Genomic DNA, 23,386 nt, shown 5'->3' on the forward strand with positions numbered 1-23,386 from the left:
GAAATCGGTTTGCACCGAGCAAACCATTCTTTAACACTCAAGACCAACAGCAGAAAAGGAAATCCTATGATCAGCATCGACCTGAAGGCTCTCGTGGGCAAATTGAACGATCCCACCCGCGCCGCCCTCGAAGGCGCCGCAGGCCTGTGTCTGTCGCGCACCCATTACAACGTGGAAATCGAACACTGGCTTATCAAACTTCTGGAAACCAGTGACAACGACATTTCCGCGATTTTGAAAAAATACGAAATCAACAGCGGCCGACTGCTGCAGCAATTGAACAGCGAGTTGGATCGCATCCGCGCCGGCAATACCCGCGCTCCCGCCCTATCCCCCAATATCGTCGATCTTGCAAAAAATGCCTGGTTGTTGGCATCTGTGGAATTCGGCCACAGTGTGGCGACTTCTGCACATGTACTAGGTGCATTGCTGTTGGATGAAAATCTGCGCCGTCAAATCAACGTCGAGGAATTGCGCAAAATCGCGCCGGAATCTCTGCGTCCGGTTATTCGCGGAATTGTCGGCACAACAGGTGAATCCGCCAATTCATTGATGGATGATTTCGCTCCGGTCGATGATCCAAATACAGTGGCCGCGCCGAGCAAGACGCCAGCGCTGGATAAATTTACCGTCAACCTCACTGAAGCCGCCAAGCAGGGAAAAATCGACGCAGTTTTAGGACGCGATGAAGAAATTCGCCAGATCATCGATATCCTGATTCGCCGCCGCCAGAACAACCCCATTCTCACCGGTGAAGCGGGCGTGGGTAAAACCGCAGTGGTGGAAGGTTTTGCCATGCGTATCGCCGCTGGCGACGTGCCAGATCCGCTAAAAGGTGTTGTGGTGCGCAGCCTGGATCTCGGCCTGCTGCAAGCAGGCGCGAGCGTCAAAGGGGAATTTGAAAACCGGCTGAAATCCGTTATTGCGGAAGTCAAAGCCTCGCCAGTGCCAATCATCATGTTTATCGACGAAGCCCACACGCTGATCGGTGCAGGCGGCAAAGAAGGCCAAGGCGATGCGGCCAATCTGCTGAAACCTGCGCTCGCACGCGGTGAATTGCGCACTATCGCTGCGACTACTTGGGCTGAATACAAAAAATATTTTGAGCGCGATCCCGCCCTCACCCGCCGTTTCCAAGTCGTCAAAATCGAAGAGCCGAGCGAAAGCAAAGCCATTGATATGATGCGCGCAATTTCGGTGATGCTGCAGAACCATCACAAAGTTCGCATTCTCGACGAAGCCATTGTGGATTCCGTGCGCCTTTCCAGCCGCTATATCACTGCACGTCAATTGCCGGATAAATCCGTCAGTCTGCTGGATACTGCCTGCGCGCGCGTTGCCCTGAGCCAAAGTGCAACACCTGCGGCAATTGAAGACACGCGCCGTCGCATCACTCAGTGCGAAACCAATATTCACTCCCTCGAACGCGAAAATGCCACTTTGGGCAATTGCGAAGAAACCATCGCACAATTGAAAAAAGAGCGCGAGGAACTGCAGGAAAAGCTGCAACGACAAGAAACCCAATGGGAGAGAGAAAAAGAGGTTGTTGCGCAAATTCACGAGCTGCAAGACAAAATCGAAGACGATTTTCAATTGTCGCGCCGTCCGGTCGACGCACCGGAAAATCAGGGCAAACAAGCGTTAACGTCGGAAGAACTGCAGGCCATCAAATCGCAATTGCATGAATTGATTGCCAAACTCGAAGACATTCAGGGCGAAGAGCCCATGATTCAAATCAATGTCGACAGCCAGGCAATTGCGGAAGTCGTTGCCAACTGGACTGGAATTCCGGTCGGCAAAATGGTGACCAATGAAATTCAGCAAGTGCTGAATTTAGGTAACCTTTTGGGTGAACGTGTTATAGGCCAGCCCCACGCGCTGGAAGCCATCGCACAAGCCATTCGCACTTCGCGCGCAGGTCTCACCGATCCGCGCAAACCTATCGGCGTATTTTTTATGGTGGGATCGAGCGGCGTGGGCAAAACCGAGACCGCGCTGGCGCTTGCCGACCTGCTCTACGGCGGCGAGCAAAATATCACCGTGATCAATATGTCGGAATTCAAAGAGGAGCATAAGGTTTCCATGCTGCTCGGTTCACCTCCGGGTTATGTCGGTTACGGTGAAGGTGGTGTATTGACCGAAGCTGTGCGTCGCAAACCTTACAGCGTGATATTGCTCGACGAAATGGAAAAGGCGCATCCCGGCGTGCAGGATATTTTCTACAACCTGTTCGATAAGGGCACCATCAAAGACGGTGAAGGCCGCGATATCGATTTCCGCAATACGGTTATCATCATGACGTCAAACGCGGGCGAAGAGCATATTCGCGCCATGTGCGCCGCAGCGGAAGAGCGTCCTGATCCGGAAACCCTGCTCGATAATTTCCGTCCACAATTGTTGCGCTACTTTAAACCGGCGTTCCTCGGTCGCACCACGGTTATTCCGTACTATCCGTTGAACGACGAAGATTTGATGAAAATCTGCGAAATCAATATGCGTCGTATCGAAAAACGCGTGCGCCAGAGCTACAACGCGAAATTCACTTACGACGAAGACGTGTTATTACATATTGTTGCGCGCAGTCAGGAAGTGGATACTGGTGCGCGGAATATCGAGAATATTCTCACCCGCAGCATGCTGCCGGAACTGGCCTCTGAATGCTTGAGCCGCATGGCTAATGGCGAAGAAATCAAAGCCGTTCATGTGGGATGTACGGAAGACGGCAGTTTTACCTATCAGATCCAATAAGCGTTTTTCATAGGATCGAAAAAACCCGACTGGTAACAGTCGGGTTTATTTTTTTTCGCGCTCCGAATTCATTTCGAATTTTTCTTCCGGAATATAAGCCGGCAATACCGGATCAAATAAATCGCCGTACAAATTGTGCAGCACCACTCTTTGCTCGATTCTGCGTGTGCTTTTCCGATCCTGCCAAGGCACCACATAAAGGTATTTCGGCAGTTCCGTGTTCGCCCTGATTTCGATGGTTTCCAGCTGTATGCGGTCGTTGGTTTGCGCGATTGCGGTCGTACTCAGAAAACCAATTCCCAGCGCTAATACAACTAACGATTTCATTGTGCCCCTCCCAGACTGCGCGACAGGTTTTCCACCCAGGCTTTGGTCGCCTCATCGTCTTGCGCCGTCTCCAAATAACGGTTGTAGTATTGAACCGCAGATGCCACGTTTTGCAGATAAATATCCTGCAGCAACGCCATGTTATAGAGTGCATTACTGTATGCAGCATTCAACTGCAACGCGTCGGCGTAATGTTTTTCCGCCGCTTTAAATTTCCCCTGCTCCACCGCAAGAATACCGGCGAGATTATGGGCTTGCGGAATTTTGGGAAAGGCAATTAAAACCTTCTGGATGGTTTTTTCCGCTTCACTCCATTTATTTTGCTGATATTGGCTATAGGCAAGATTCAGCCATAACTCCGGTACATCCGTGCGCTGGCGCAGCAAACCCTTCAAGAGTTTTTCCGCCTCCTTTGGCTGCTGGTTTTGCAACTTGGATAAAGCGTCGCGATAAATTTCTGCGTGCACAGGCAACAGTGAAGTGATACTGGCGGAGGTTGCCACAGGCGCCCCGACTTGTTGTTTGGTCGCACAACTCGTCAGTAATAAACACAGAGTCAGGCAACCTATTTTCCAAAACGTTTTGACTAACATTTTTCTATCCTAGGGATCGAGTTGCGCAACAAAGGTTTCCACTTTGGCAGGTCGACCATAGCGCGCCGGAAATAAATCTTTTAAATAACGCAAGCTGGTTTCAACTGCCTGATCATAAGTACCTTGGGCAATACGGCTGACATTGGTTTCGTAAAACTCGATGGCTTTGTCTTCAAAAGGAAACGCCTGGTCTTCCAACAGAATATTGTATTGTTCCAATTCGTCGGCAGTTAAATTGCGCGGGCGCTCAGATTCCAGCAAAGCCTTGGAGAACGCGCGATAAATATCGCCGATTGCCAGTGTCGACCGCGTAACAAACTCGCTGTGCCCATAGGTTGCCGCCTGTCCGTAAAGTTTCACCGCATCCTGCATAGCGGTCTTTTTATCCTGCAGCGACTTCTGCAGCGGGTGCGCCAGACGCACGCGATCAAAATCAAGCCGGCGCAGTTCCGCCAAGTCAAATGCAGCATTGGCGGCGAGATATTGTGTGCGTTCGGTTTTTTCCGATTTGGGCGCCTTGGCATCGGCAGTTACGATTGCACGTAACCAGAATTGGCGTCGCTCCTGATCGGCAATCTTGCCGTACAGCACAGCCAAATGCCCCATGGCTTCCATATTTTGCGCATAGGGCTGTTTGTAAGCGTGTGCATAGTCTCTATAGGCGCGAATGGCCGAGGAGTAATCGGATTTTTGCCGGTACAATTCCGCCGCCTGCCACAAGGCAGCCATTTTTTCGCTTTCATTGGTGTTGAAATCCGACAATTTCTCAAACTCGCGCGCAGCATCCAGCCCGCGGTCGGCATTTAAATAAGCGACCGATAGTTTTTTGGTGACTTCGCTCTGCAATATATGGTTTGGATAGTCGCGCTTGAAAATATTCAAATATTGAATTGCCTGCTCCCACTGCGCGGTGTCCATAAAAATCGCAATGGCATCGTAGACTGCGACAGGTGCCAGTTCGGATTTAGGTGTTTCCTTGGCGATGCGCAAAAATCTTTGCGTCGCCAAATCCGGCTGCTGCGCATTTTTTGCCGCTTCGGCTTGGCGATAAATACTCAGTGCGAGCTTGTTTTCCAAATCCTGTCGGCTTTTCGCTGGCAGCGATGGGCTCACCAATAAATCCCGGTAGACACTTTCCGCATCTTCGTAATTTTTTAAATCGAAATAAGCCTGACCTTTGAGAATATTCACTTCTTCCCGTACAGGTCCCGGTGCGGAATCCGGCAGGATATTCGCCAGTGCAATCACCTGCTCGCGTAGGCCTTTCTTGAAGGCGAGCTGCACTGCGTTTTGCACGATGGTGGCCGCTTGTTTATCCGTAGGATAAAGCTGTGCGTAGAGTTCGGCATATTGCAGATGTTTGTCGAGCAACGCGCGGCTGGCGCTGGCATCGGCTTCGCGCTGCAGTTGATCGGTCAGGAAAACAGCCGCATAGGCCGATTCTTTATCCAGAATGATATTGCCATCAAAGGCTGCAAGTTCGTGGTAACGCAATGCTTCGCGCTTAGCGCCGCTTTGGCCGAGTAGCTCAGCATAGAGTTGATAGATTTTGTCCTGGCGCGCGTAGCTGGAATAATCCTTTAAATAGCGCTCGTACCAGATCTTGGCAGATTCTAAATGTTCATTTCTTTTGTTTTGGCGATAGCGCGAATGTTCGTAGGCCGCCAACAAAACAATATTTTCCCGTATCGCCGCTGTAGCCAATTTTTTTGCATTTTCGTCGGCTTTGGTGCGCGAATCACGCCAAAATGCCGAATTGGGTTCGTAGCGTGAATAAAAGCTGGCAAATGCCTGGCGGTATTGATCGGAGAATTTGGCATCTTTCCAGATGCGCACCACTGCCAGATCCGCCTCTACCACCTGGGCGTGATAAGGATTGTTTTTAACAAATCCTGCATAGGTGGCGGCAGCGTCTGAGTACTGATTTTGAGTCAAATATAACTGAGCGACTGTTTTATAACTTTCAAAAATAAAATCGTTCGATGGATTGCGCGCAAAATAGGATTCCAGCGCAGATTCGCCACCTAAATAAATAAACGCTAAGCCAATCGCACGAAAATATTCGTCGAACAGTTCCTGGTCGGATTTTTCCAGCTTTTGATTAGGACGGAAACCGTAGCGCCGCGCCGCCGCGTAAAAGTCATCCAACGCATCCTCGTACAATTCCTGTTTGAAGCGTGCCCAACCGCGTTTGAACAGTGCCCGCTCGCCAAAAATACCCGGATTGTGCGCGTCGATCACATCGGTGTAGGCAATTTCCGCGTCCAGATAATGGCTTTTGACAAAGGCGTTTTCGGCAATACGGAATTTGGATTCGACGAAATAGACGGTGGTGGAATAGCGGTTGACCAACTGTTCCAAAGCCGCAATGGCTTCGTCGGTCTCGCCCAACTGATCATGAGCTTTGGCCAGTTGATACAGCAGATGGTCATTGCCCGGTGCGTTGGGGAATTTGGTCAGCGTATCAGTCAATAAGGCGATGGTGCTGCGCACGCGGCGATCGTATTCCGGATCATCCAAATCGGATATTGGGGTTTTGTCGGCTTTCAGCTGGTCATCCAATTCCAGCTCCAACTCTGCAATCCGCGTTACCGCGCCAATACGAAGTTTGTCGTGATCCGGCGCATCTTCGATGTATTCGTAGTAGGCGCGCTTGATCTGCTCTTTGTTGCGCGCGGCGATCTCCGATTTTTCGGAGCTGATGGTGGGTTTATCCAAATCCTCCAGCGTGCCTGTTTGCTGCGGCTGATTCGCACACGCGCTCAGCGCGCCGGATATAAATGCAGCCAGCAATACTGTTTTATTTGTCATAAAGCTGTGCCACACCAAATTTCGCCTGACTCAAATAGTGGTTGAGTATTTCCCAGCGCCGCTCGATTTTTTGTTCCACCACGCGTTGCAGCAGATTTTTATAGTCCGCGTAAACATTGGCAAACAGCTGCGCTAATCCCAGCGCGGAACTGTGCCCGCGCATAAGCAGCAGGTTTTGATAATTCGCCAGCAAAAATGCCGGCACGCCGTCGAGGGAACCATAAATCTCCGCTGCCCTTTGATCCAATTCATTAACCGCCGTCAGCAAGTCGTCATAGTTTTTATCGGCGAGCTGGCTTTGCAGTTTTTTGAGGTTCTGCATTTTATTTTCGTAATGACGAATGGCGACTTGATAGGCAACGGACGCCGCATCCTCATCACCCAGCTCCGCCCAGGCGAGTGGTAATAATAAAAATGCTTCATCCACGCTCAGATCTGCAGGGGATTTTTCCGTCAGCAGAGCAAAGGCATTAGCGGCGCCGGTGAAATCACTTTGATAGGCCGCCGCCAAGCCAATTCCCATTAAAGCTTTATTAGTCGATGCGCTGTCCAGGGCCACTTTGCGAAAACTGTTGCGCGCGTCTTTATAAAATTCGTAGTTCAACTGCGAGTAGCCGAGCACAGTCAAGGTGCGATTGCGAAATTCCGCATCCGTGGTTGCGCGAATGGCCTTTTCGAATTCCATATGCGCTTCCGTCCACCACCCCTGGCGCAACAATGCTGTTCCTTCATTCAAGCGCGCATGGGCAAAATACGGCGACCCTTCCGGAATGGTTTTGTAATGTTTGATCGCGCCGCGGTGATCCTTGAGTCCCTGGGCGACATAGCCGCCTAACAGCTGGTAGTAATGGGCGTCGGCGGCGCTCAGAAGCCGTGGATTAACCGTGCCCAACGCGGTTTTGACAGCGCGCCAGTTGCCGCGTCGTTCATGATATTTGGCGAGCAGGAAGTAATAACGCGACAGGGCGACCGGATCGCCGGCGTTTTTCAAACCCTCCGCAATCACTTGCAGAGTGGGGCCGTCGTTGAGATCGAAAAGTCGCTCCAGCAACGGAACAGTTTCCCTCTTAGTGCCATTCCTAAGCAGCAATGCCAGATTGCCCCGCACCAACGCCAAAGCGTTTACGGCATCAGCCTCTGTCACTGCTGTAGCCAAAGCCGCGACATCCTCAAAAGAAGGCTGGGGATGTTTTTGCAGATATGGGGGAAAGAACTGCTCGACGAACGCCTGATAACGGGAGTCGGCCGTATCAATTCCCTCGGATTCAGCAGCAGCGGCCAGACACCAAAGGGCAAAAGGAGCAAATAGCAACGCCGTCAGGCGGCGGAGCCAAGACCGGTACCAGCCTTGGTACAAACATCTGGATTGGAGCATGGAGATATACCTGTCGAACCGGACAACGACCGGCCCTTATAAGTACATGTATTCATCGGATTCTGCCGCAGCGCTTTTTGATCCTGTCCCTGCGGCCAGCATGGGGTGTGAATATTACCGGTTTACTCAAAGGCTGTCCGCTGCGCTCTTCAATCGCGTAACAGATCACACTTTCAGACTGATATGGACTCTGTTGAAAGCTTTAGATCTGTCGTCGGAAGGCTCCAGTTGATTCATCGGCCAAAAATAGAGAGGCCAACAAATCCTTTAAATATTCTAAAATCCCCCCTCTACCACCCCCACTGGAGATTTGCACGTTTATCATGGCTGGCAAACCGTTTGTTGACACTATGACTTCCTGGACAAAAAAACTGTTTCCACTGCTTGCAACTATGGGTTTTGTAGGTTGTGTTGCAACAAGCACCAACTATTACTACCTCTCTCTGGAAAAAACACCCGGCGCTCAAGTAGTTGCTGTCAGCAAACTGAATCTGGAGAAGCTCTACGGCAATTCCAAAATGCCTACCGTCTACCAGATCAATCGCGCGGATTATGAATTAAAAATTCAGGTGGGTGACGGCTATCAGCCAAGCCTGCAGGTTTCTGTCAAAACCAACGGCTTGTTTTTAAAACCCAATCGTGACCTGAAAGTAAAATCAGAATCCGGCGTTATTTGTTCCTCCTACGAACTCGATAAAGAAAATCCCATCCGCATGACCTTCGACTGGTCCGCCGAATGTCGGTCGGATGATATTCCAAAACATATCAGTTTTTATGTCGTCAATAGAAAAGGGGAAATTATTGCACAGGAGAAAATTCCGTTTCTGGTGAAGAGGAATGGTAGGTATAGGTACATTTAAGTTGGATTGTTTATTTTGCCATTCTAATGAGTGAGACTCATTGCAAGAATAACAATAAAATTTTTAACGCAAATGCTGGCTTTATTTCTGCAGAAAATAGAGCATTAGCTTTTTCGAATGCAATACCGGAAATCCCTGTTTATTCCATTACGAACAAAAACAGATCAAGTTTCTTTACTAGTCTTTACAGAAAACAATTCGACGACTTTGCAAAAGCTTGCATTGATACCTCTTCCTTAAAAAGGGAATTACGGATGTTAAACAACAATAGCGGCGATTTTTAGAAGCGACATATTTCACAGATAAGCACTTAATCTCGCTATGCATGGTAAATTTACGCTCGCGCTAATTGGACCCTCAGCTTTAATTACTCCCGCCATCAGCGTATCTTACGCACCTAGCTTTTCTACCGCAGGACGGATCTTATGAACTATCGTTACACCCCCTGGTGGTTGCCGGCGGCTTTGTTGGCTTCGCTGGTGTTGTGTGTTGTGCTGTTTGCGGCGCTGGTGATTCGCAGTCCAAAGGTTATGTCCACCACCGTGGACAACGGCAATCACACCAGCGAGGTTTACCGCTGGCGCATGGTGACCACCTGGCCCAAGCGCTTTCCGGGGATTGGCCTTGCGCCGGAGAATTTCGCCGAGCTGCTGCGCAAGATGAGCAACGGGCGGATTCAGATTACGGTTTACGGGGCCAATGAGATTGTTCCGGCCATGGGCGTTTTTGATGCGGTGTCCAGCGGCAGTGTGGAGATGGGTCACGGCGCCGCCTATTACTGGAAAGGCAAAATCCCCGCCTCTTCCTTTTTTGCTTCAGTGCCCTTCGGCATGAACGCGACCGAATTCAACAGCTGGATTCATTACGGCGGCGGTTTGGAGTTGTGGCGCGAAGTTTACGCACCCTTCAACTTGGTGCCGTTCGCCGGTGGCAATACCGGCGTGCAGATGGGCGGCTGGTTTAACCGGGAAATCAAATCCCTCGCCGATTTTAAAGGGCTGAAAATGCGCATTCCCGGTTACGCTGGAGAAGTATTTAGCCGCGCCGGTGGTACGGCGGTAAATATTCCGGGCGGTGAGCTTTATACCGCGCTGCAATCCGGCGTTATTGATGCTACCGAATGGGTGAGTCCTTACAACGATCGCGCTTTCGGATTTCAGCAGATCGCCAAATATTATTACTACCCCGGCTGGCAGGAACCTGGCCCTGGTTTGGAATTTATTATTAATAAAAAACTGTACGACTCTCTGCCGGAGGATTTGCAGGCCATGATTACCGCTGCGGCCAGAGCGATTAATCAGGATATGCACGACGAATATACCGCGCGCAATAACACCGCTTTGAAGGAACTGATTGAACATCACAAAGTGGATGTACGCCCTTTCCCGGATGATGTTTTGCAAACGCTGAAAAAAATTGCCTGGGAAATTTACGACGAAACCGCAGCGAAAGATCCAACCTTTGCGCGCGTGTGGAAGTCGTATAGGGAATTTCTCGAAGACGTCAGCGAATATCACAAAATCAGCGAACACTATTACTACGAGAAACGCTGATCCCCCTTCGAATTTGCTATTCCTCCAGAGCGCGCTAATTTTTAACTCTGGAGGACCTTCCTTGCTTGATATTCATAATATGATATAACTTAAACCGTCTGCGGACGCTCTCTCCCTGATGCAACTGCGACGACTTGATGAGTGATCACAAGAAAAACGAATGCTCATCTCGATACCTGTAATTCCTTATAGACATTCCTAACGTCTGATCTCCCTTTAGCTGAATCTGGAGAAACTTCATGCAGCAACACGTCACCGCTTTCTTTAAGGCACTGATTCTCGGCTCAATGTGCACCCTCAGTGCCGCCGTTTTTGCCCAGGACGGCAAAATGTACCCAATGGAAGCTCCAGCAGAACCCAAGGCTATTCCGCTGGGTACCGGGGGCGTTAAAGATCAACCGGAGAAGGAATCCTGGTTCCGCCAGTGGGGCGACCCTATGGTGCGCAATGTCTCCACAGCGACTCTCACTCCCTTTCTCGCCGATCCGAAAAAAGCCAACGGCACCAGCGTGATCGTGGCTCCGGGCGGCGGCTTTATGTGGCTGTCCATGGGCAATGAAGGCTGGGAAGTGGCGGAAGCACTCGCCGCCCAGGGCATCAACGCGTTTGTCCTCAAATACCGCCTGCGACCGACCGCCGGCACTCTGGAAGCGTTTGATGAGCAAATGAAGCAGCTGTTTGCCGATGCGGAAAAAATAGCGCAACAAACTGGCGAGCCGCATAAGCGTCCGCAGTGGGACCTCACCAACCCGCTCACCGACGTGGAAGCCGCTTATGCGCTGATCCAGAAGCGCTCCAAAGAATGGAATGTGGATATGAAGAAGCTCGGCATGATGGGCTTTTCCGCCGGCGCCCGTCTGACCATGGAAGCTGCGTTGAAATCCAAAAAAGCAGAGCTCGCGTTTATCGCACCCATCTACGGCAGCATGGAGGCCGTCGACGTCCCCAAAAACGCCCCGCCCATGTTCTTCGCCATCGCCACAGACGACTTCCTGTTCCACGGCCAGTTTGGGGTGATCAAATCCTGGTACGACGCCAAGATCCCGGTGGAATTTCACCTGTATCAGAACGGCGGCCACGGCTTTGGCTTAGGCAATCCAGATCGCACCAGCAACAAGTGGTTTGATGCGTTTTTGCACTGGTTGGATGTGAATGGGTTTTTGAAGAAATAAGCTCCGTTGCCTCTGATTTACCGCGAATGCCCGATGTAACCCATCGGGCATTTTTGTTTCCGGCCCTTCGGGGAAAATATGCCTATCTAAATCTCTGGAATTGCACCAATGTCGGAGTGTGCCCCCTTTAATTCCCCCGAGGGCAATATCTGAATGTGAAGTGAGTCCCCAGGCCATAAACAAAAAAGCCGCTGAGGTCGTCAGCGGCTTTTTTCTGTTCCTATGAATATTTCTGGTTAACCGAGATTTTCCTGCGGCAAAGCCGCTTTCGCGGGGGTACCTTCCAACCGCTCCAGCTCTCCCTCAATCCAGTTTTCCACCTGAGTGATCAGTTCTTTACTGGTGCGACCTGCCGGATCTATAGGTTCGCCGAAAACGACTGTGATCACACCGGGATAGCGCATCCAGCTTTTGGGTGGCCAGCAGTGGCCGGCGTTGACGGCGACGGGGACTATAGGCGCGCCGGATTCTATGGCGATTTCCGGGCCGCTGCGGGCGTATTTGCCGCGAGTGCCGGGCGCTACGCGGGTACCTTCGGGAAACAGCAGCAGGTTCAAGCCGGCGCGCAGGCGTTGCACACCTTGGATTTTCACTTGGCGCAGGGCGTCGCGCGGGTTTTCCCGATCGATGCCGATCGGCTGTAGGCAGCGCAAACCCCAGCCGAAAAACGGGATATCGAGCAGCTCACGCTTGAGGATGGTAGAGGCCGGGAAGCACAGGTATTGCAGGGCGAGCGTTTCCCAGGTGCTCTGGTGTTTGGAGAGCACGACCTTGGGGCCGTTGAGGTTGCGGATATGTTCCAGACCGCGGATTTCATAACGCACCCCGCAGGTCAGGCGCAGCCAGACGACCGTCAGCCAGCACCAGGAAATCAAAATGCGGTGGCGCGCCATAGGCGGCAGAACCCAGATAAATAACGACAGCAGGCCGTAGCAGAACCCGGAGAAGATGTAACCAAACGCGAATATCGCGGAACGCAGTGTCAGCATGTGTTAGCGGTTTCGGATATGGGATTCGGCAAACGCGGCCAAATCGTCAAAGATCAGAGTATTAACGCCGTAGCGGGGCCACAGCAGTGTTGTGGTTTCTGTCTGGGTGCCTTTGCCGGTGCGCACCAGCACCGGCTGACAGCCCTTGGCGCGGGCTGCCTGTATATCCTTCAGGCTGTCGCCCACCATAGGTGCGCCGGTCAAATCCGCGCCGAGCTGCATTTCGATGGCGTCGAGCATGCCGGTGCGCGGTTTGCGGCAATCGCAACCGGCATCGGCGTCGTGCGGACAGTAAAACACTCCATAAATACGGCCGCCCAAACGCTCGACGTCGGAGCAGAGTCTTTGGTGAATCTTCTCCAGCTCGTCGACGCTTACCAGGCCTTTGGCAAGACCTGCCTGGTTGGTGGCGACAACCACTTTGAATCCGGCTTTGGTCAGCGACGCTATGGCAGCCAGACTGCCGGGCAGTGGCTCCCATTCCGCAACGGATTTTATGCAGCCGTCCTTTGGATCATTGATAACTCCATCCCTGTCCAGCACCACCCATAAATTCATTGACTCACCGCAAGTTGCGAGATATCAGCCACTTCCCAGAACAGGCTGCGCAAACCGGCCAACAGCGCCAAACGGTTGGCCCGCAGTTGCGGGTCTTCCGCCATTACCATGACCTTGTCGAAGAATAGGTCGACAGCGGCGCGCAGGCTGGCGAGTTCTGCCAGTGCTTCTTTGTACTGGCGCTTGGCGAACAGTGGCTCGACTTTCTGCTTGGCAGCGGCGACCTGTTGCGCCAAGTCACGCTCGGCGGGCTCCTGCAACAAGGCGTCGTTGACCGTGGTGTCGGTCACCGGCTGTTTGGCCAGAATATTGGACACGCGCTTGTTGGCGGCAGCGAGCGCTTCGGCTTCCGGCAGCTGGTAGAAAGCCGCCACCGCCTGCACGCGGTTGTCGATATCCAGCGGATTGTTGATGCCTTTGGCGGCAACCGCCTGATACACCACTGCGGGGATATTCTGCTCTTCATACCAGGCGCGGAAGCGCTCGAGCATATAGTTCAGCGCGACGTCGATGCACTTTTTGCCCTGCGGCAGCGACGGGTACAGTTCCACCGCTTCTTCCAGCAGATCGCGCAGATCCAGGTCGTAACCTTTTTCCACCAGAATGCGCAGCACCGCTACAGACGCACGGCGCAAGCCGAAGGGGTCTTTGGAACCGGTGGGCACCTGGCCCAGGCCGAAAATACCCGCCAGGGTATCGATACGGTCGGCGAGCGCCACTATGGCGCCGGTGGTGGTGGACGGCAGTTCGTCACCGGCAAACTTGGGCAGATACTGCTCTTTCAACGCCCAATAAACTTCTTTCTCTTCGCCATCATCCTGGCCGTAATAAAAGCCTGCGATGCCCTGCATATCGGCGAATTCGTACACCATAGCAGTGGCCAAGTCCGCCTTACTCAAACGCCCGGCGCGCTCGGCCCAGCGGTCGTCGGCGCCGAGTTTGCGGGCGATAAAGCCAGCCAACACCGCAATGCGCTCGGTCTTGTCGAACAGAGTGCCCAACTGCGCCTGGAATACCACGTTGCGCAGTTTTTCCCGGTGGTCGGTCAGCGCTTGTTTTTTGTCGGTCTCGAAGAAGAAAGCCGCGTCGGACAGGCGCGGGCGAATCACTTTTTCGTTACCGGCGATCACCTGCGCCGGGTCGGCACTTTCGATATTGGCGAGGGTGATGAAATGCGGCAGCAGCGCGCCTTTTTTATCCACCACGTGGAAATATTTTTGGTGCTCCTTCATGGACGAGATCAGCGCTTCTGCAGGCACGGCCAGGAAACGCTCTTCAAATCGACCCGCCAGCGCCACTGGCCATTCCACCAGCGCGGTCACTTCATCCAACAAATCGGGATCGATCACCGCCTGACCGCCGAGTTTCTCGCCAGTAGCGATCACTTGTTTGCGCACGTTGTCACGGCGCTCGTTGAAGTCGGCAATCACCTTGCCCTCTTCCAGCAATAGTTTTTTGTAAGCAGTGGCAGAAGGGATGGTGAGCGTGCGGTTGCAGTGGAAACGATGGCCGCGGGTTTGGTTGCCGGAGGTGACGCCGAGAATAGTGCAAGGAATGACCTGCTCGTCGAACAGCATCACCAACCACTTCACCGGACGGACAAATTCGTCGCGCTTGGAACCCCAGCGCATGCGCTTGGCAATCGGCAATTGCGCGAGGGCGTGGTCGACCAAACCGGGCAACAATTGTGTCAGCGACTCGCCGCCGGTTTTGACGTCGCACTTGAGTTTTTCCACCTTGCCATCGCTGGCGGTGGTGAGTTCGGCCACGCTGATGCCGTTCTTCGCAGCAAAAGCTTCCGCTGCTTTGGTGGGTTTGCCGTCGGCAAAGGCGACATTGGCCGGTGGCCCCCAAACGGTCACGCTTTTAACGGGTGTAGTTGCAGGCAGGCCTTCGATCAGCACCGCCAATCGGCGCGGTGACGCAAAGGGCGAAACCGAGTTAAACGCCACGCCAAGATTTTTCAGGCTGGCTTCCAGTTGATTGCGGAACTCCGTGCTCAAGGTGAGCAGCGATTTGGGTGGCAATTCTTCAGTGCCCAATTCCACCAAAAAGTTATGGATGTTCTCGCTCATGCTCTATCTCCAGCGGCGGCCTTGGCTTTGTTGATGACTTCTTCGCGCAGCTCAGGCGGGGCCAAGGGGAAGCCCAACTCCAGACGCTTATCGAAATAGGCTTGGGCACAGGCGCGCGCCAGGGTGCGCACGCGCAAGATGTAACGCTGCCGCTCGGTAACGGAAATTGCGGAGCGGGCGTCGAGCAAATTGAATGCGTGGGAAGCCTTCATCACCATTTCATAGGCGGGCAGCGGCAGTCTGGCTTCGATCAGGCGCTGGCTGGCCGCTTCACATTCGTCGAAGGTTTTAAATAAAAATTCCACATTGGCGTGGCTGAAATTGAAGTGGCTCATTTCCACTTCGTTCTGATGGAACACATCGCCGTAGGTCACCACATCGCCCTGGGGATTGCGGGTCCACACCAGGTCGTAGATGGAATCCTTGTTCTGCAGGTACATGGCGATACGTTCCAAGCCGTAGGTGATCTCGCCAGAAACGGGATAACACTCCAGACCACCGACCTGTTGGAAATAGGTGAACTGGGTAACTTCCATACCGTTGAGCCATACTTCCCAACCAAGACCCCAGGCGCCAAGGGTCGGCGACTCCCAGTTGTCTTCCACGAAGCGGATGTCGTGAATGCGGGTGTCTATGCCGAGACGCTGCAGAGACTGCAGATACAGCTCTTGAATATTGTCCGGCGACGGCTTGAGCAGCACCTGGAATTGATAGTAGTGCTGCAAGCGGTTGGGGTTTTCACCGTAGCGGCCATCGGTCGGGCGGCGGCTGGGCTGCACGTAAGCCGTGTTCCAGGTTTCCGGCCCTATGGCGCGCAGGAAGGTGGCTGGATGGAATGTCCCGGCACCGACTTCCATGTCCAGCGGCTGCAGAATGACGCAACCTTGTTCAGCCCAGAATTGCTGAAGCGCCAGAATCAGGCCCTGGAAGGTGCTGACATCCACCGGTGCGCCGGTCGATTGATCATTTGTCTTGCGAGTGTTGTCTGCGTGATGTTGGTCTGAGGAAGTCACGGCTGGAATTTCCCAATGCGGAGCAAATTGCTCGCCAATAGTGGACGAAGGGTCGCAATTATAGCGATTGGCCTGTCCTTCGGCCATGGTAACAACCGCGGCGCAACAGCCATTTTTCAAACAGTTTTAAGGATTTACGCTGAGAACAGCGGCGAACTTTGGCAAAATGCGCCCGCCACAAAATAACAAGGTTGAAATTCATGGTGCTGTCGAAATCCACTTTAGCCGTTACTGCTATGCGATTAGTGGGGCGACTGTCTCTTAAATCCGCGCGCCGCCTGGGTTCTTTTATGGGTTGGGTCGCCTACGCCAGCAACAACCGCGAGGCCAAAATCACCCGGGAAAACCTCGCCCTCTGCCTGCCCCATCTGAGCGAAAGCGAACGCGAGCGCATGGTCAAACAGAGCCTGAAGGAAACCGGCAAGGTCGCCACCGAAGTCTGCGTGATCTGGAACAACAACCAGGTTCCGGTGCAGCACTACATACGCCGTATCGAAGGAGAAGAATTAGCACGCAAGGCACTGGATGAAAGTAAAGGCTTACTTATTTTGGCTCCCCACCTCGGCAACTGGGAGGTGCTCGGCCTGCATCTGGCGAGCTTGGGTACGGTCACCAACCTCTATCAGCCGCCCAAATTGGCCGGCCTCGACGAAGTGATCCGCAGCGGCCGGGAGAAATCCGGCGCGCATCTGGTACCCACTAACGCCAAAGGCGTCGCCGCCCTTTTAAAGAATCTGAAAAGCAACGGCATCTGCGGCATCCTGCCCGACCAGAACCCCAACGAAGACAGCAGCGGCGGCTTCGCCCCCTTCTTCGGCCACTCCGCCTTCACCATGACCCTGGTCCACAAACTGATCCAACGCACCGGCTGCACCGCCGTATTCGCCTTCGCCAAACGCGTCGAAGACGGCTTCGACCTGATCTACCGCGAAGCACCAGCCGAGATTTACAGCGACGACCAAAACACCTCCCTCACCGCACTCAACCTCGGCGTCGAACGCCTAGTGATGGAAGCGCCTGAACAGTATCAGTGGGAGTACAAACGCTTTAAGAAAGTGGATCCGCAGGGTGGGGAGAGGCGGTATCAGGGGTATTAGTGCTCCATGGGAGGTTTGGGGTTTTAGCGGCGCCGGGTTTTAAACGCAATCCGTATTAGTAATCACCGAAGCCATCCCATCCAACCGCTCCTTAATTTTTTCCCAGTTCGGCATCACCTGATTCATCAGGCGGTAGAAACGCTCACTATGGTTGTGCTCGGCGATATGGCAAAGCTCGTGCAAAATCACATAGTCGATGCATTCGCGCGGCGCTTTGACCAAGTGGGGGTTCAAGGTAATTCGGCCATTGGGTGAGCAACTGCCCCATTGGGTTTGCATGGTCAGAATGCGCAGGCTCGGCCTATTGGCTACCCATAGCGTTCGCTCCAACAAGGCGTCCAGACGTTTAGCAAACACCTCCTTGGCGCGGGCCTTGTACCAATCTGCCAATAACTCTTTTACCTTCTCCGCACTTTTGGCTCGCACCCATACTTCCAACTGGCCGCGCAGCAGCTTTACGCCCTGCACCTGCTCCGGGTCCTCAATCACTTTCAATACATACTGCTTGCCCAGGTAATAATGGCTCTCACCGCTGATGTACTGGCGCGGTGTAACAAACTCCAGCTGCTTACGGAAATCCCGCAATTGTTCGTAGATCCAGCGGCTGCGCTTTTTAACAGCAGATAAAACGGTTTCGTTGTCGGTTTCTTCGGGAGCCAATGCAACCACTCGGCAATCCGGATGCACTTTAATTAATACCTTGCGCTGGTTGTGCGGACGCCTCACGCGCTCAAAGGTGATAAGTTCGTCGCCGTAACGAAAACTCAATATCTGATTCTTGGGTTTGATCAGAACATTCATCGGACTTAATTACCGCCCAAACCAACACGAACGATTTGCACCACCATCTCCACAATTTTTTTCGCCTGATCCATACCGCCACCAATGGCTTTGCATTCCTGGAATATGCGCGGCAGCAATTTTTTGCGGATATCAGCTTCGATATTTTGCGGGTTGATGGAGTTTTCCGCGATGGAGGTATCTACCACCCGATCGATTTCAAAGGCCACTTTTACCCATTTGTCTTGTACTTGTGGATCCATCACCGCCAAGGCTTCGGGCAATATTTTCTTTAATACACCGAAATAAGCCTGTGCATGACGGTTGCCCGCAAATGCATCCGGAATATCGCCTAACCGCCTTTGCTGGACTTGCTCCTCAAACTCGCGGAATAGCATGTATTGTTTGAGTGGGTGATCGAACAGTTTTTCCGCTTCTTCAATGGCCTGGCGCAGCAACTTCGAGAAAGCTTCCTGTGCATAAGGATCATCTTGCAGGTCCTGCTCAATCATGCGGGTAACGCGGGTTTTGATAATGTCGGTTTCGTTGCGGGTTTTTTCCTCGCTCCACTCTTCCGGCCGTTTTTGGCCCATTTTGCCGACTTCGTACACACCGTCAGGTTCTTTTATGCCTACACCAACCACATGCTTATCAAGCAATTTTTTGACCTGGGCGGCGTATTCGTCGTAGTCGACTTTTTCCCCGGCATCCTGTTGCACCCGCTGGCGCAAGCTGGAGAGCTGTTTGACCGTTTCCTTGTACTGGCGGCGATCCTGCTCGGTAAAACTTTTGTCTTCAAAAAAAGTGGCCGATTGCAATGCCACTTTTAAACAACTGGCAAATTCGGTCAGCGCTTCGTAAAAGTCCTCGCGGATTTTCAGATGCACATCCACCAGTTCGCCGTCGCGCTCCTCGATTTTTGGCACCAAAACCTGACGCAATTGCTCAATATCATTTTTATTTTTAACGCCATCGAAAATAGCCCACAACTGTTTATACAGCTGAGGTAGGCGCTTGTATTCGGTGCTCATCTGGCTATAAAGGCCAGCAATATCATTGATGTCGTACCCCCCTTGAGTGCGGGAGGCGAGGTCCTGATATTTCTGAACGGTGGTATCCAGCTCCGCCAAAATGCCGCGATAGTCGATCAGCAAACCAAATTTTTTGTCCGGGTGCAGACGGTTTACCCGCGCAATTGCTTGAATCAGGTTGTGTTCTTTTAGCGGCTTATCAATATACAAAACAGCATTTTTGGGCTCGTCAAAACCGGTGAGCAGCTTATCCACTACGATTAAAATTTTTAAAGCGTCGTCTTTCTCAAAACGGTCGATAATATTTTTGGTGTAGGTCTGCTCGTCCTGGCTGCCGACGTTTTCCTTCCACCACTTGGCCACCTCTGGCATGGAGGCTTCATCCACCTCGGTATTGCCTTCGCGGGTATCCGGTGGACTCATCACCACGGCGGATTCCAACAAGCCGGTTTCATCCAGGTATTTTTTGTATTTGATCGCGGAGGCTTTGCTGTCGCAGGCCAATTGGCCTTTTAAACCGTCGTTAATGTTTTTAACGAAGTGATTGGCAATATCCAAAGCAATTAATCGAATCCGGTCATCCGCACTGTACACCTGCCCTTTTTTAGCAAACTTGCGCTTCAAGTCGGTTTTCTGCTCGTCGGAAAGACCTTCGGTAATACGTTCAAACCAGCTGTCGATTGCGCGTTCGTTGACATCCAGATCCGGAATTCGCTCTTCGTATAACAAAGGTGTAACGGTTTGGTCCTCCACCGCGCGCTGCATGGTATAGGCATGCACAATGGGGCCAAATTTATTGGTGGTTTTGTCGTCCTTTAAAAGTGGAGTGCCGGTAAATGCCACAAACGCGGCGTTCGGCAACGCCTGCTTCATGCGGATATGGTTTTCACCACCCTGGCTGCGGTGGCCCTCATCAATCAGCACAATAATGTCGGGGCTGGCGTTTACGCACTCTGGCAATTTGGTGGCGGTATTAAATTTCTGGATCAGTGAAAAAATAATCCGCTCGGTGCCTTTGCCAATCTGCTCCGCCAAACGTTTGCCGGAAGTCGCCATAGCGGCATCTTTGTCTTTTTTTCCGGCCAGTTCACCGCCAGATGCAAAGGTTTTGCTCAATTGGTTTTCCAAGTCCACCCGGTCCGTTACCACCACAATGCGGCACTGCTTAAGGCTGTCGTGCAGAATCAGCGCTTTGCTTAAAAACACCATGGTGAAAGACTTGCCGGAACCCGTAGTGTGCCAAATCACACCACCTTCACGGCCACCGTCCGGGCGGCGGATATTGATGCGCTCGATCAGCCGTTTAATGCCAAATACTTGTTGGTAGCGGGCAACAATTTTGCCGGCCTTTTTATCAAACAGCGTGAAATAACGAGTCATCTCCAACAAACGCTGCGGGCTTATCAGGCTGATCAACAGGCGATCCTGCCCAGTAACCGCTAATTCCGCGGCAGTCAAATTGCGGTACCAATCCAGGTCTTTTGCGGGGCGATGGCCAAACAAATTTTTAAGTTGAATATCCGACAATTTTTTATTTTTGATGGCAAACATTTCCGCATCGGAAATATCTTCCTCACGCCACGCGGCCCAGAATTTCAGGGGTGTTCCGCAGGTGCCATAACGGCCTTCATATCCGTTAATCGATAGCAACAATTGGCTGTAAACAAACAACAAGGGAATTTCATCGTGGCGCTGATTGCGCAGACTTTGGGAAATACCTTCGTCAATCGTCGGCCCCTTTTTGGCATTGCCATCTGGGCGCTTGGCTTCAATCACCACCAAGGGAATGCCGTTGACGAAACACACAATGTCCGGGCGCCGGTTTTCAATACCGCCCGAGCGGGTAATGGCAAATTCCTCGGTAAACACAAAACTGTTATTCGCAGGGTTTTGCCAATCAATCAGCGCAATCGTCGGGTTGGCTTTTTTACCATCCACAAATTCAGTAACGGAAATGCCGTACAACAAATGGTTGTACATGCGCTCATTGGCAATCAACAAGCCTTCGTTTAACGCGGGACTGCACACCTCGTGGATCAAATTGTCGATGGATTTTTCCGATAGCGGATATTGTTTGCCCGCAAAAACAAAAGTGCGTTTTTGCAACTCTGCACGAAGCAATTGGCGCAACACCACCTGATCCGCTTTGCCGTCACGCGCCGCCAATGCCTGCTCCGGCAAAAGAAACGACCAGCCCAGGTTCGTCAGCAAGGCCAGGGCGGGAAGTTTTGCACTGTATTCTTCTTGGAATTTGGGGATGGAGTAAGTCACGCTTTGTCCTTGTTATTCCGCTTTCTGCCAATTCAACAAGGCGGCGATATCCCGCTCGCCTTGTTCTCTTTCAGTATGCATTGTGTATCGAACTATCCGGGATTTCCGGATGGTTGCATTTTGGCCAATCTCTTGACCAAAGCAGGCCATGTTGCGCTGTAGGCTTCACTCATCGACTCTAATCCCTTGCTGCTTCAGCCAGTTCAAGCCTTTGGGTGTCGCTTTGTAGGCCTGTTCCGGATGATTGGCCACCTCTGGGTGGGTATAACCAATCAACTCTTCCTGTGCTCGCAGGGGGTTAAGGTGCATACTTTTCAACGTTTTAACCTGCCGCCCAGCTAGCAAAACAGCCAATTGTTCGGCCTTATAGGGACGAAGTGCACATAGCCAAACGATCAATGGCCATAACTTATCTCTGCGAGCTTTGGGGGTAAGTTCTGCAAGGTGCTTCTGCAAATCGGTTGGCAGTTCTACCGCATCTGGGTCGAGGTCACCCGTATTTGAGCTGAGGTCACCCGTATTTGAGCGGAGGTCACCCGTATTTGAGCTGAGGTCACCCGTATTTGAGATATTCGAGAACAGGGGCAACTCTTGGAAATCTGTTTGATCAACCAAACGGTAGTAGGTCGCAGGCCCCGCACCGCCTTGCTTCAATAAACGGCACTGATGGTGCAGGCGTTTAAGTACCTGGCTGGCTGCCAAGGTATCCAATCCCGTAATTGCACGTAATCCAGCGTTATCGACCGCACCTGTTTCCTTGGCGAGAATCAACGCTCGTGCTTCGTTATCTGATAGTTGAAGGTGAGAAAACTGTTTAAGCCAGTGCAACTGCTCCTCACCGAGCAATTGGTGCAGCAGGTAAATGGCGTGGAACTCATTAGCCTGAACATTGCTGGAAAACACCGGAACCGCAAGACCGGCTTCGGTGAGCAAACGTCGCATGGTGCGAATACCGGAGCCTTTGGTTTCAGCAAAATTCAGGTCATACAGGACAGATGCCAGAACGGGATTACGCAATTTTGATCCCATTTCACCCAGTATGGCTTCCGGTTTCAGCGAGTAACCTGCATTGCGAATTTCAATCCTATTGCTATAACGCACAACCATAATGGGTTGGTTCACGTAATAGTCGCGATGCATTACCGCATTAACCACCGCTTCACGAACCACCTTATAGGGTAATAACGGCTCATCTGAACGCTGCAAATCACCTTCTTTCAAACGAAAATGCTTAGGCAGATCGTCAATAATGGCACTTTCCAGTTTTGGAATCAGACGCAACAATGGTTCTCGCAAATCGAGCGTAGTGACAAAACGTTGCTCAGGGTCTTCTATCCATTGGGTTCCCGCGATACGCACATAATCAACTCGCATAGCAGGTAATAGCCGACGTAACGACAATGGCTTTCCCATTAACAGCAATCCAGCCACATTAGGAACCCACTGCTCTCCCCTTTTTTTAACGAGATTCAGCGCTCGAAGCATTTCGGGATCACTGACATTCAGCTCTTCAGCATTGGGGCGGACTTTTGTGCGCAGGTTCCGATAGAGCTCAATCGCTGCAGGATCCAGATCATCCCACTCCGCCTCGGCAAGTACGACCTGTTCAAAACCGGTGCCTGTCTTTGCCAACAGTAGCGGTTCTATATCTGCCTGAGTACATTCATAATCACCATTCAGGCCGCGTCGCCATACACCCGTCTTGCGCTTATTCTTGCTGTCAAACTTGCCTTTAAAAGTGCAGGGCTTTGCCACAGGATCCAATTCAGGTACAAACACCGAAATTACGGATTTGCCTTCCAGCTCTACCGCTTTCGCTTCTATTGGAACAGCCTGCTCAAACTGTTCCCGGCAGTTGAGTTGCAGCTCGCTTAGCAGCTTTTCCGTGTTATCAATTCCAGACACATAGAATTTTGGATGTGGCGCATCAGCTTCGGCTTCGCTTACACCCAATAGAAGGTAGCCGCCGCCAAGCCCAGGCTCATTAGCAAGCGCGCAGACCGTTTGCATTACTGAACTGCCAATTTCACTACCACGCTTAGCCTCAATGCGTGGACATTCGTCTAACTGACGCAGCTGCTCAAGCAGTGAAGCTGGAGTAAATTCATTCATTTTTGAACCTCCTGCTAACTA

At 52.1% G+C, this 23,386-nt stretch carries 16 protein-coding genes; 5 read left to right on the forward strand and 11 right to left on the reverse strand.

The window, feature by feature from the left end:
- The first annotated feature begins 66 nt into the window (after nucleotides 1-66).
- Nucleotides 67-2,748: a type VI secretion system ATPase TssH gene (gene tssH / locus DWB84_RS11220; RefSeq protein WP_187409883.1), complete on the forward strand. Its 2,682-nt coding sequence runs from the start codon at nucleotides 67-69 to the stop codon at nucleotides 2,746-2,748.
- 45 nt (nucleotides 2,749-2,793) lie between these two features.
- On the opposite strand, the gene DWB84_RS11225 is transcribed toward tssH, so the two are convergent.
- Genes DWB84_RS11225 through DWB84_RS11240 form a run of 4 tightly spaced genes read right to left on the reverse strand, consistent with a single transcriptional unit; the run spans nucleotide 2,794 to nucleotide 7,854 of the window.
- Nucleotides 2,794-3,075, reverse strand: a complete 282-nt coding sequence (locus DWB84_RS11225; protein WP_187409884.1) for a hypothetical protein — start codon at nucleotides 3,073-3,075, stop codon at nucleotides 2,794-2,796.
- Nucleotides 3,072-3,668 (reverse strand): tetratricopeptide repeat protein, encoded by a 597-nt coding sequence (locus tag DWB84_RS11230; RefSeq protein ID WP_187409885.1) that lies wholly within the window; start codon nucleotides 3,666-3,668, stop codon nucleotides 3,072-3,074. The genes DWB84_RS11225 and DWB84_RS11230 overlap by 4 nt, the downstream gene beginning before the upstream one ends.
- Before the next feature lie 9 nt (nucleotides 3,669-3,677).
- Entirely contained in the window at nucleotides 3,678-6,479 is a 2,802-nt protein-coding gene (locus DWB84_RS11235) for a tetratricopeptide repeat protein (protein WP_187409886.1), read from the reverse strand.
- Nucleotides 6,469-7,854, reverse strand: a complete 1,386-nt coding sequence (locus DWB84_RS11240; protein ID WP_187409887.1) for a hypothetical protein — start codon at nucleotides 7,852-7,854, stop codon at nucleotides 6,469-6,471. The genes DWB84_RS11235 and DWB84_RS11240 overlap by 11 nt, the downstream gene beginning before the upstream one ends.
- A 323-nt stretch (nucleotides 7,855-8,177) precedes the next feature.
- Between DWB84_RS11240 and DWB84_RS11245 the strand changes: the two genes are divergently transcribed.
- The 3 genes from DWB84_RS11245 to DWB84_RS11255 all read left to right on the forward strand — a co-directional run bounded on the left by DWB84_RS11245 (nucleotide 8,178) and on the right by DWB84_RS11255 (nucleotide 11,439).
- Complete coding sequence (locus DWB84_RS11245) at nucleotides 8,178-8,714, forward strand: hypothetical protein (RefSeq protein WP_187409888.1); 537 nt, start codon at nucleotides 8,178-8,180, stop codon at nucleotides 8,712-8,714.
- A gap of 425 nt (nucleotides 8,715-9,139) precedes the next feature.
- Nucleotides 9,140-10,267 carry a TRAP transporter substrate-binding protein gene (locus DWB84_RS11250; RefSeq protein WP_187409889.1) on the forward strand — a complete coding sequence of 376 codons (1,128 nt, stop codon included), beginning with the start codon at nucleotides 9,140-9,142 and terminating at the stop codon, nucleotides 10,265-10,267.
- Between the two features lie 239 nt (nucleotides 10,268-10,506).
- Nucleotides 10,507-11,439 (forward strand): alpha/beta hydrolase, encoded by a 933-nt coding sequence (locus tag DWB84_RS11255; RefSeq protein ID WP_187409890.1) that lies wholly within the window; start codon nucleotides 10,507-10,509, stop codon nucleotides 11,437-11,439.
- A 236-nt stretch (nucleotides 11,440-11,675) separates the two neighbouring features.
- On the opposite strand, the gene DWB84_RS11260 is transcribed toward DWB84_RS11255, so the two are convergent.
- The 4 genes from DWB84_RS11260 to glyQ are packed head-to-tail and all read right to left on the reverse strand — an operon-like array spanning nucleotide 11,676 to nucleotide 16,161.
- Nucleotides 11,676-12,428: a 1-acyl-sn-glycerol-3-phosphate acyltransferase gene (locus DWB84_RS11260; RefSeq protein WP_187409891.1), complete on the reverse strand. Its 753-nt coding sequence runs from the start codon at nucleotides 12,426-12,428 to the stop codon at nucleotides 11,676-11,678.
- A gap of 3 nt (nucleotides 12,429-12,431) precedes the next feature.
- The gene (gene gmhB / locus DWB84_RS11265) at nucleotides 12,432-12,986 is read right to left on the reverse strand and encodes a D-glycero-beta-D-manno-heptose 1,7-bisphosphate 7-phosphatase (protein ID WP_187409892.1); all 555 of its coding nucleotides are present in this window, start codon (nucleotides 12,984-12,986) and stop codon (nucleotides 12,432-12,434) included.
- Entirely contained in the window at nucleotides 12,983-15,061 is a 2,079-nt protein-coding gene (gene glyS, locus DWB84_RS11270) for a glycine--tRNA ligase subunit beta (RefSeq protein WP_187409893.1), read from the reverse strand. Before glyS ends, gmhB begins: the two co-directional genes overlap by 4 nt.
- Nucleotides 15,058-16,161 carry a glycine--tRNA ligase subunit alpha gene (gene glyQ, locus DWB84_RS11275; RefSeq protein WP_187409894.1) on the reverse strand — a complete coding sequence of 368 codons (1,104 nt, stop codon included), beginning with the start codon at nucleotides 16,159-16,161 and terminating at the stop codon, nucleotides 15,058-15,060. The genes glyS and glyQ overlap by 4 nt, the downstream gene beginning before the upstream one ends.
- A gap of 113 nt (nucleotides 16,162-16,274) precedes the next feature.
- Between glyQ and DWB84_RS11280 the strand changes: the two genes are divergently transcribed.
- Nucleotides 16,275-17,171, forward strand: a complete 897-nt coding sequence (locus DWB84_RS11280; RefSeq protein ID WP_187410109.1) for a lysophospholipid acyltransferase family protein — start codon at nucleotides 16,275-16,277, stop codon at nucleotides 17,169-17,171.
- A gap of 39 nt (nucleotides 17,172-17,210) precedes the next feature.
- On the opposite strand, the gene DWB84_RS11285 is transcribed toward DWB84_RS11280, so the two are convergent.
- The 3 genes from DWB84_RS11285 to DWB84_RS11295 form a co-directional block, all read right to left on the reverse strand.
- On the reverse strand, nucleotides 17,211-17,972 hold the full coding sequence (locus tag DWB84_RS11285; protein WP_187409895.1) for a M48 family metallopeptidase: 762 nt from the start codon (nucleotides 17,970-17,972) through the stop codon (nucleotides 17,211-17,213).
- Between the two features lie 5 nt (nucleotides 17,973-17,977).
- A complete protein-coding gene (locus tag DWB84_RS11290) occupies nucleotides 17,978-21,253 on the reverse strand; it encodes a type I restriction endonuclease subunit R (RefSeq protein ID WP_187409896.1) in 3,276 nt (1,091 codons plus the stop codon).
- 165 nt (nucleotides 21,254-21,418) lie between these two features.
- Complete coding sequence (locus DWB84_RS11295) at nucleotides 21,419-23,365, reverse strand: ATP-binding protein (RefSeq protein ID WP_187409897.1); 1,947 nt, start codon at nucleotides 23,363-23,365, stop codon at nucleotides 21,419-21,421.
- Nucleotides 23,366-23,386 lie beyond the last annotated feature (21 nt).

Origin of the sequence: Saccharophagus sp. K07, assembly GCF_014336955.1 — a bacterium.
Classification (GTDB): Bacteria; Pseudomonadota; Gammaproteobacteria; order Pseudomonadales; family Cellvibrionaceae; genus UBA5868.

What these genes read in the sequence shown, in the direction of transcription:
- tssH (WP_187409883.1), top strand. Translation starts at nt 67, where the DNA reads ATGATCAGCATCGACCTGAAGGCTCTCGTGGGCAAATTGAACGATCCC.
- DWB84_RS11225 (WP_187409884.1), bottom strand. Translation starts at nt 3,075, where the DNA reads ATGAAATCGTTAGTTGTATTAGCGCTGGGAATTGGTTTTCTGAGTACG.
- DWB84_RS11230 (WP_187409885.1), bottom strand. Translation starts at nt 3,668, where the DNA reads ATGTTAGTCAAAACGTTTTGGAAAATAGGTTGCCTGACTCTGTGTTTA.
- DWB84_RS11235 (WP_187409886.1), bottom strand. Translation starts at nt 6,479, where the DNA reads ATGACAAATAAAACAGTATTGCTGGCTGCATTTATATCCGGCGCGCTG.
- DWB84_RS11240 (WP_187409887.1), bottom strand. Translation starts at nt 7,854, where the DNA reads ATGCTCCAATCCAGATGTTTGTACCAAGGCTGGTACCGGTCTTGGCTC.
- DWB84_RS11245 (WP_187409888.1), top strand. Translation starts at nt 8,178, where the DNA reads ATGGCTGGCAAACCGTTTGTTGACACTATGACTTCCTGGACAAAAAAA.
- DWB84_RS11250 (WP_187409889.1), top strand. Translation starts at nt 9,140, where the DNA reads ATGAACTATCGTTACACCCCCTGGTGGTTGCCGGCGGCTTTGTTGGCT.
- DWB84_RS11255 (WP_187409890.1), top strand. Translation starts at nt 10,507, where the DNA reads ATGCAGCAACACGTCACCGCTTTCTTTAAGGCACTGATTCTCGGCTCA.
- DWB84_RS11260 (WP_187409891.1), bottom strand. Translation starts at nt 12,428, where the DNA reads ATGCTGACACTGCGTTCCGCGATATTCGCGTTTGGTTACATCTTCTCC.
- gmhB (WP_187409892.1), bottom strand. Translation starts at nt 12,986, where the DNA reads ATGAATTTATGGGTGGTGCTGGACAGGGATGGAGTTATCAATGATCCA.
- glyS (WP_187409893.1), bottom strand. Translation starts at nt 15,061, where the DNA reads ATGAGCGAGAACATCCATAACTTTTTGGTGGAATTGGGCACTGAAGAA.
- glyQ (WP_187409894.1), bottom strand. Translation starts at nt 16,161, where the DNA reads ATGGCCGAAGGACAGGCCAATCGCTATAATTGCGACCCTTCGTCCACT.
- DWB84_RS11280 (WP_187410109.1), top strand. Translation starts at nt 16,275, where the DNA reads ATGGTGCTGTCGAAATCCACTTTAGCCGTTACTGCTATGCGATTAGTG.
- DWB84_RS11285 (WP_187409895.1), bottom strand. Translation starts at nt 17,972, where the DNA reads ATGAATGTTCTGATCAAACCCAAGAATCAGATATTGAGTTTTCGTTAC.
- DWB84_RS11295 (WP_187409897.1), bottom strand. Translation starts at nt 23,365, where the DNA reads ATGAATGAATTTACTCCAGCTTCACTGCTTGAGCAGCTGCGTCAGTTA.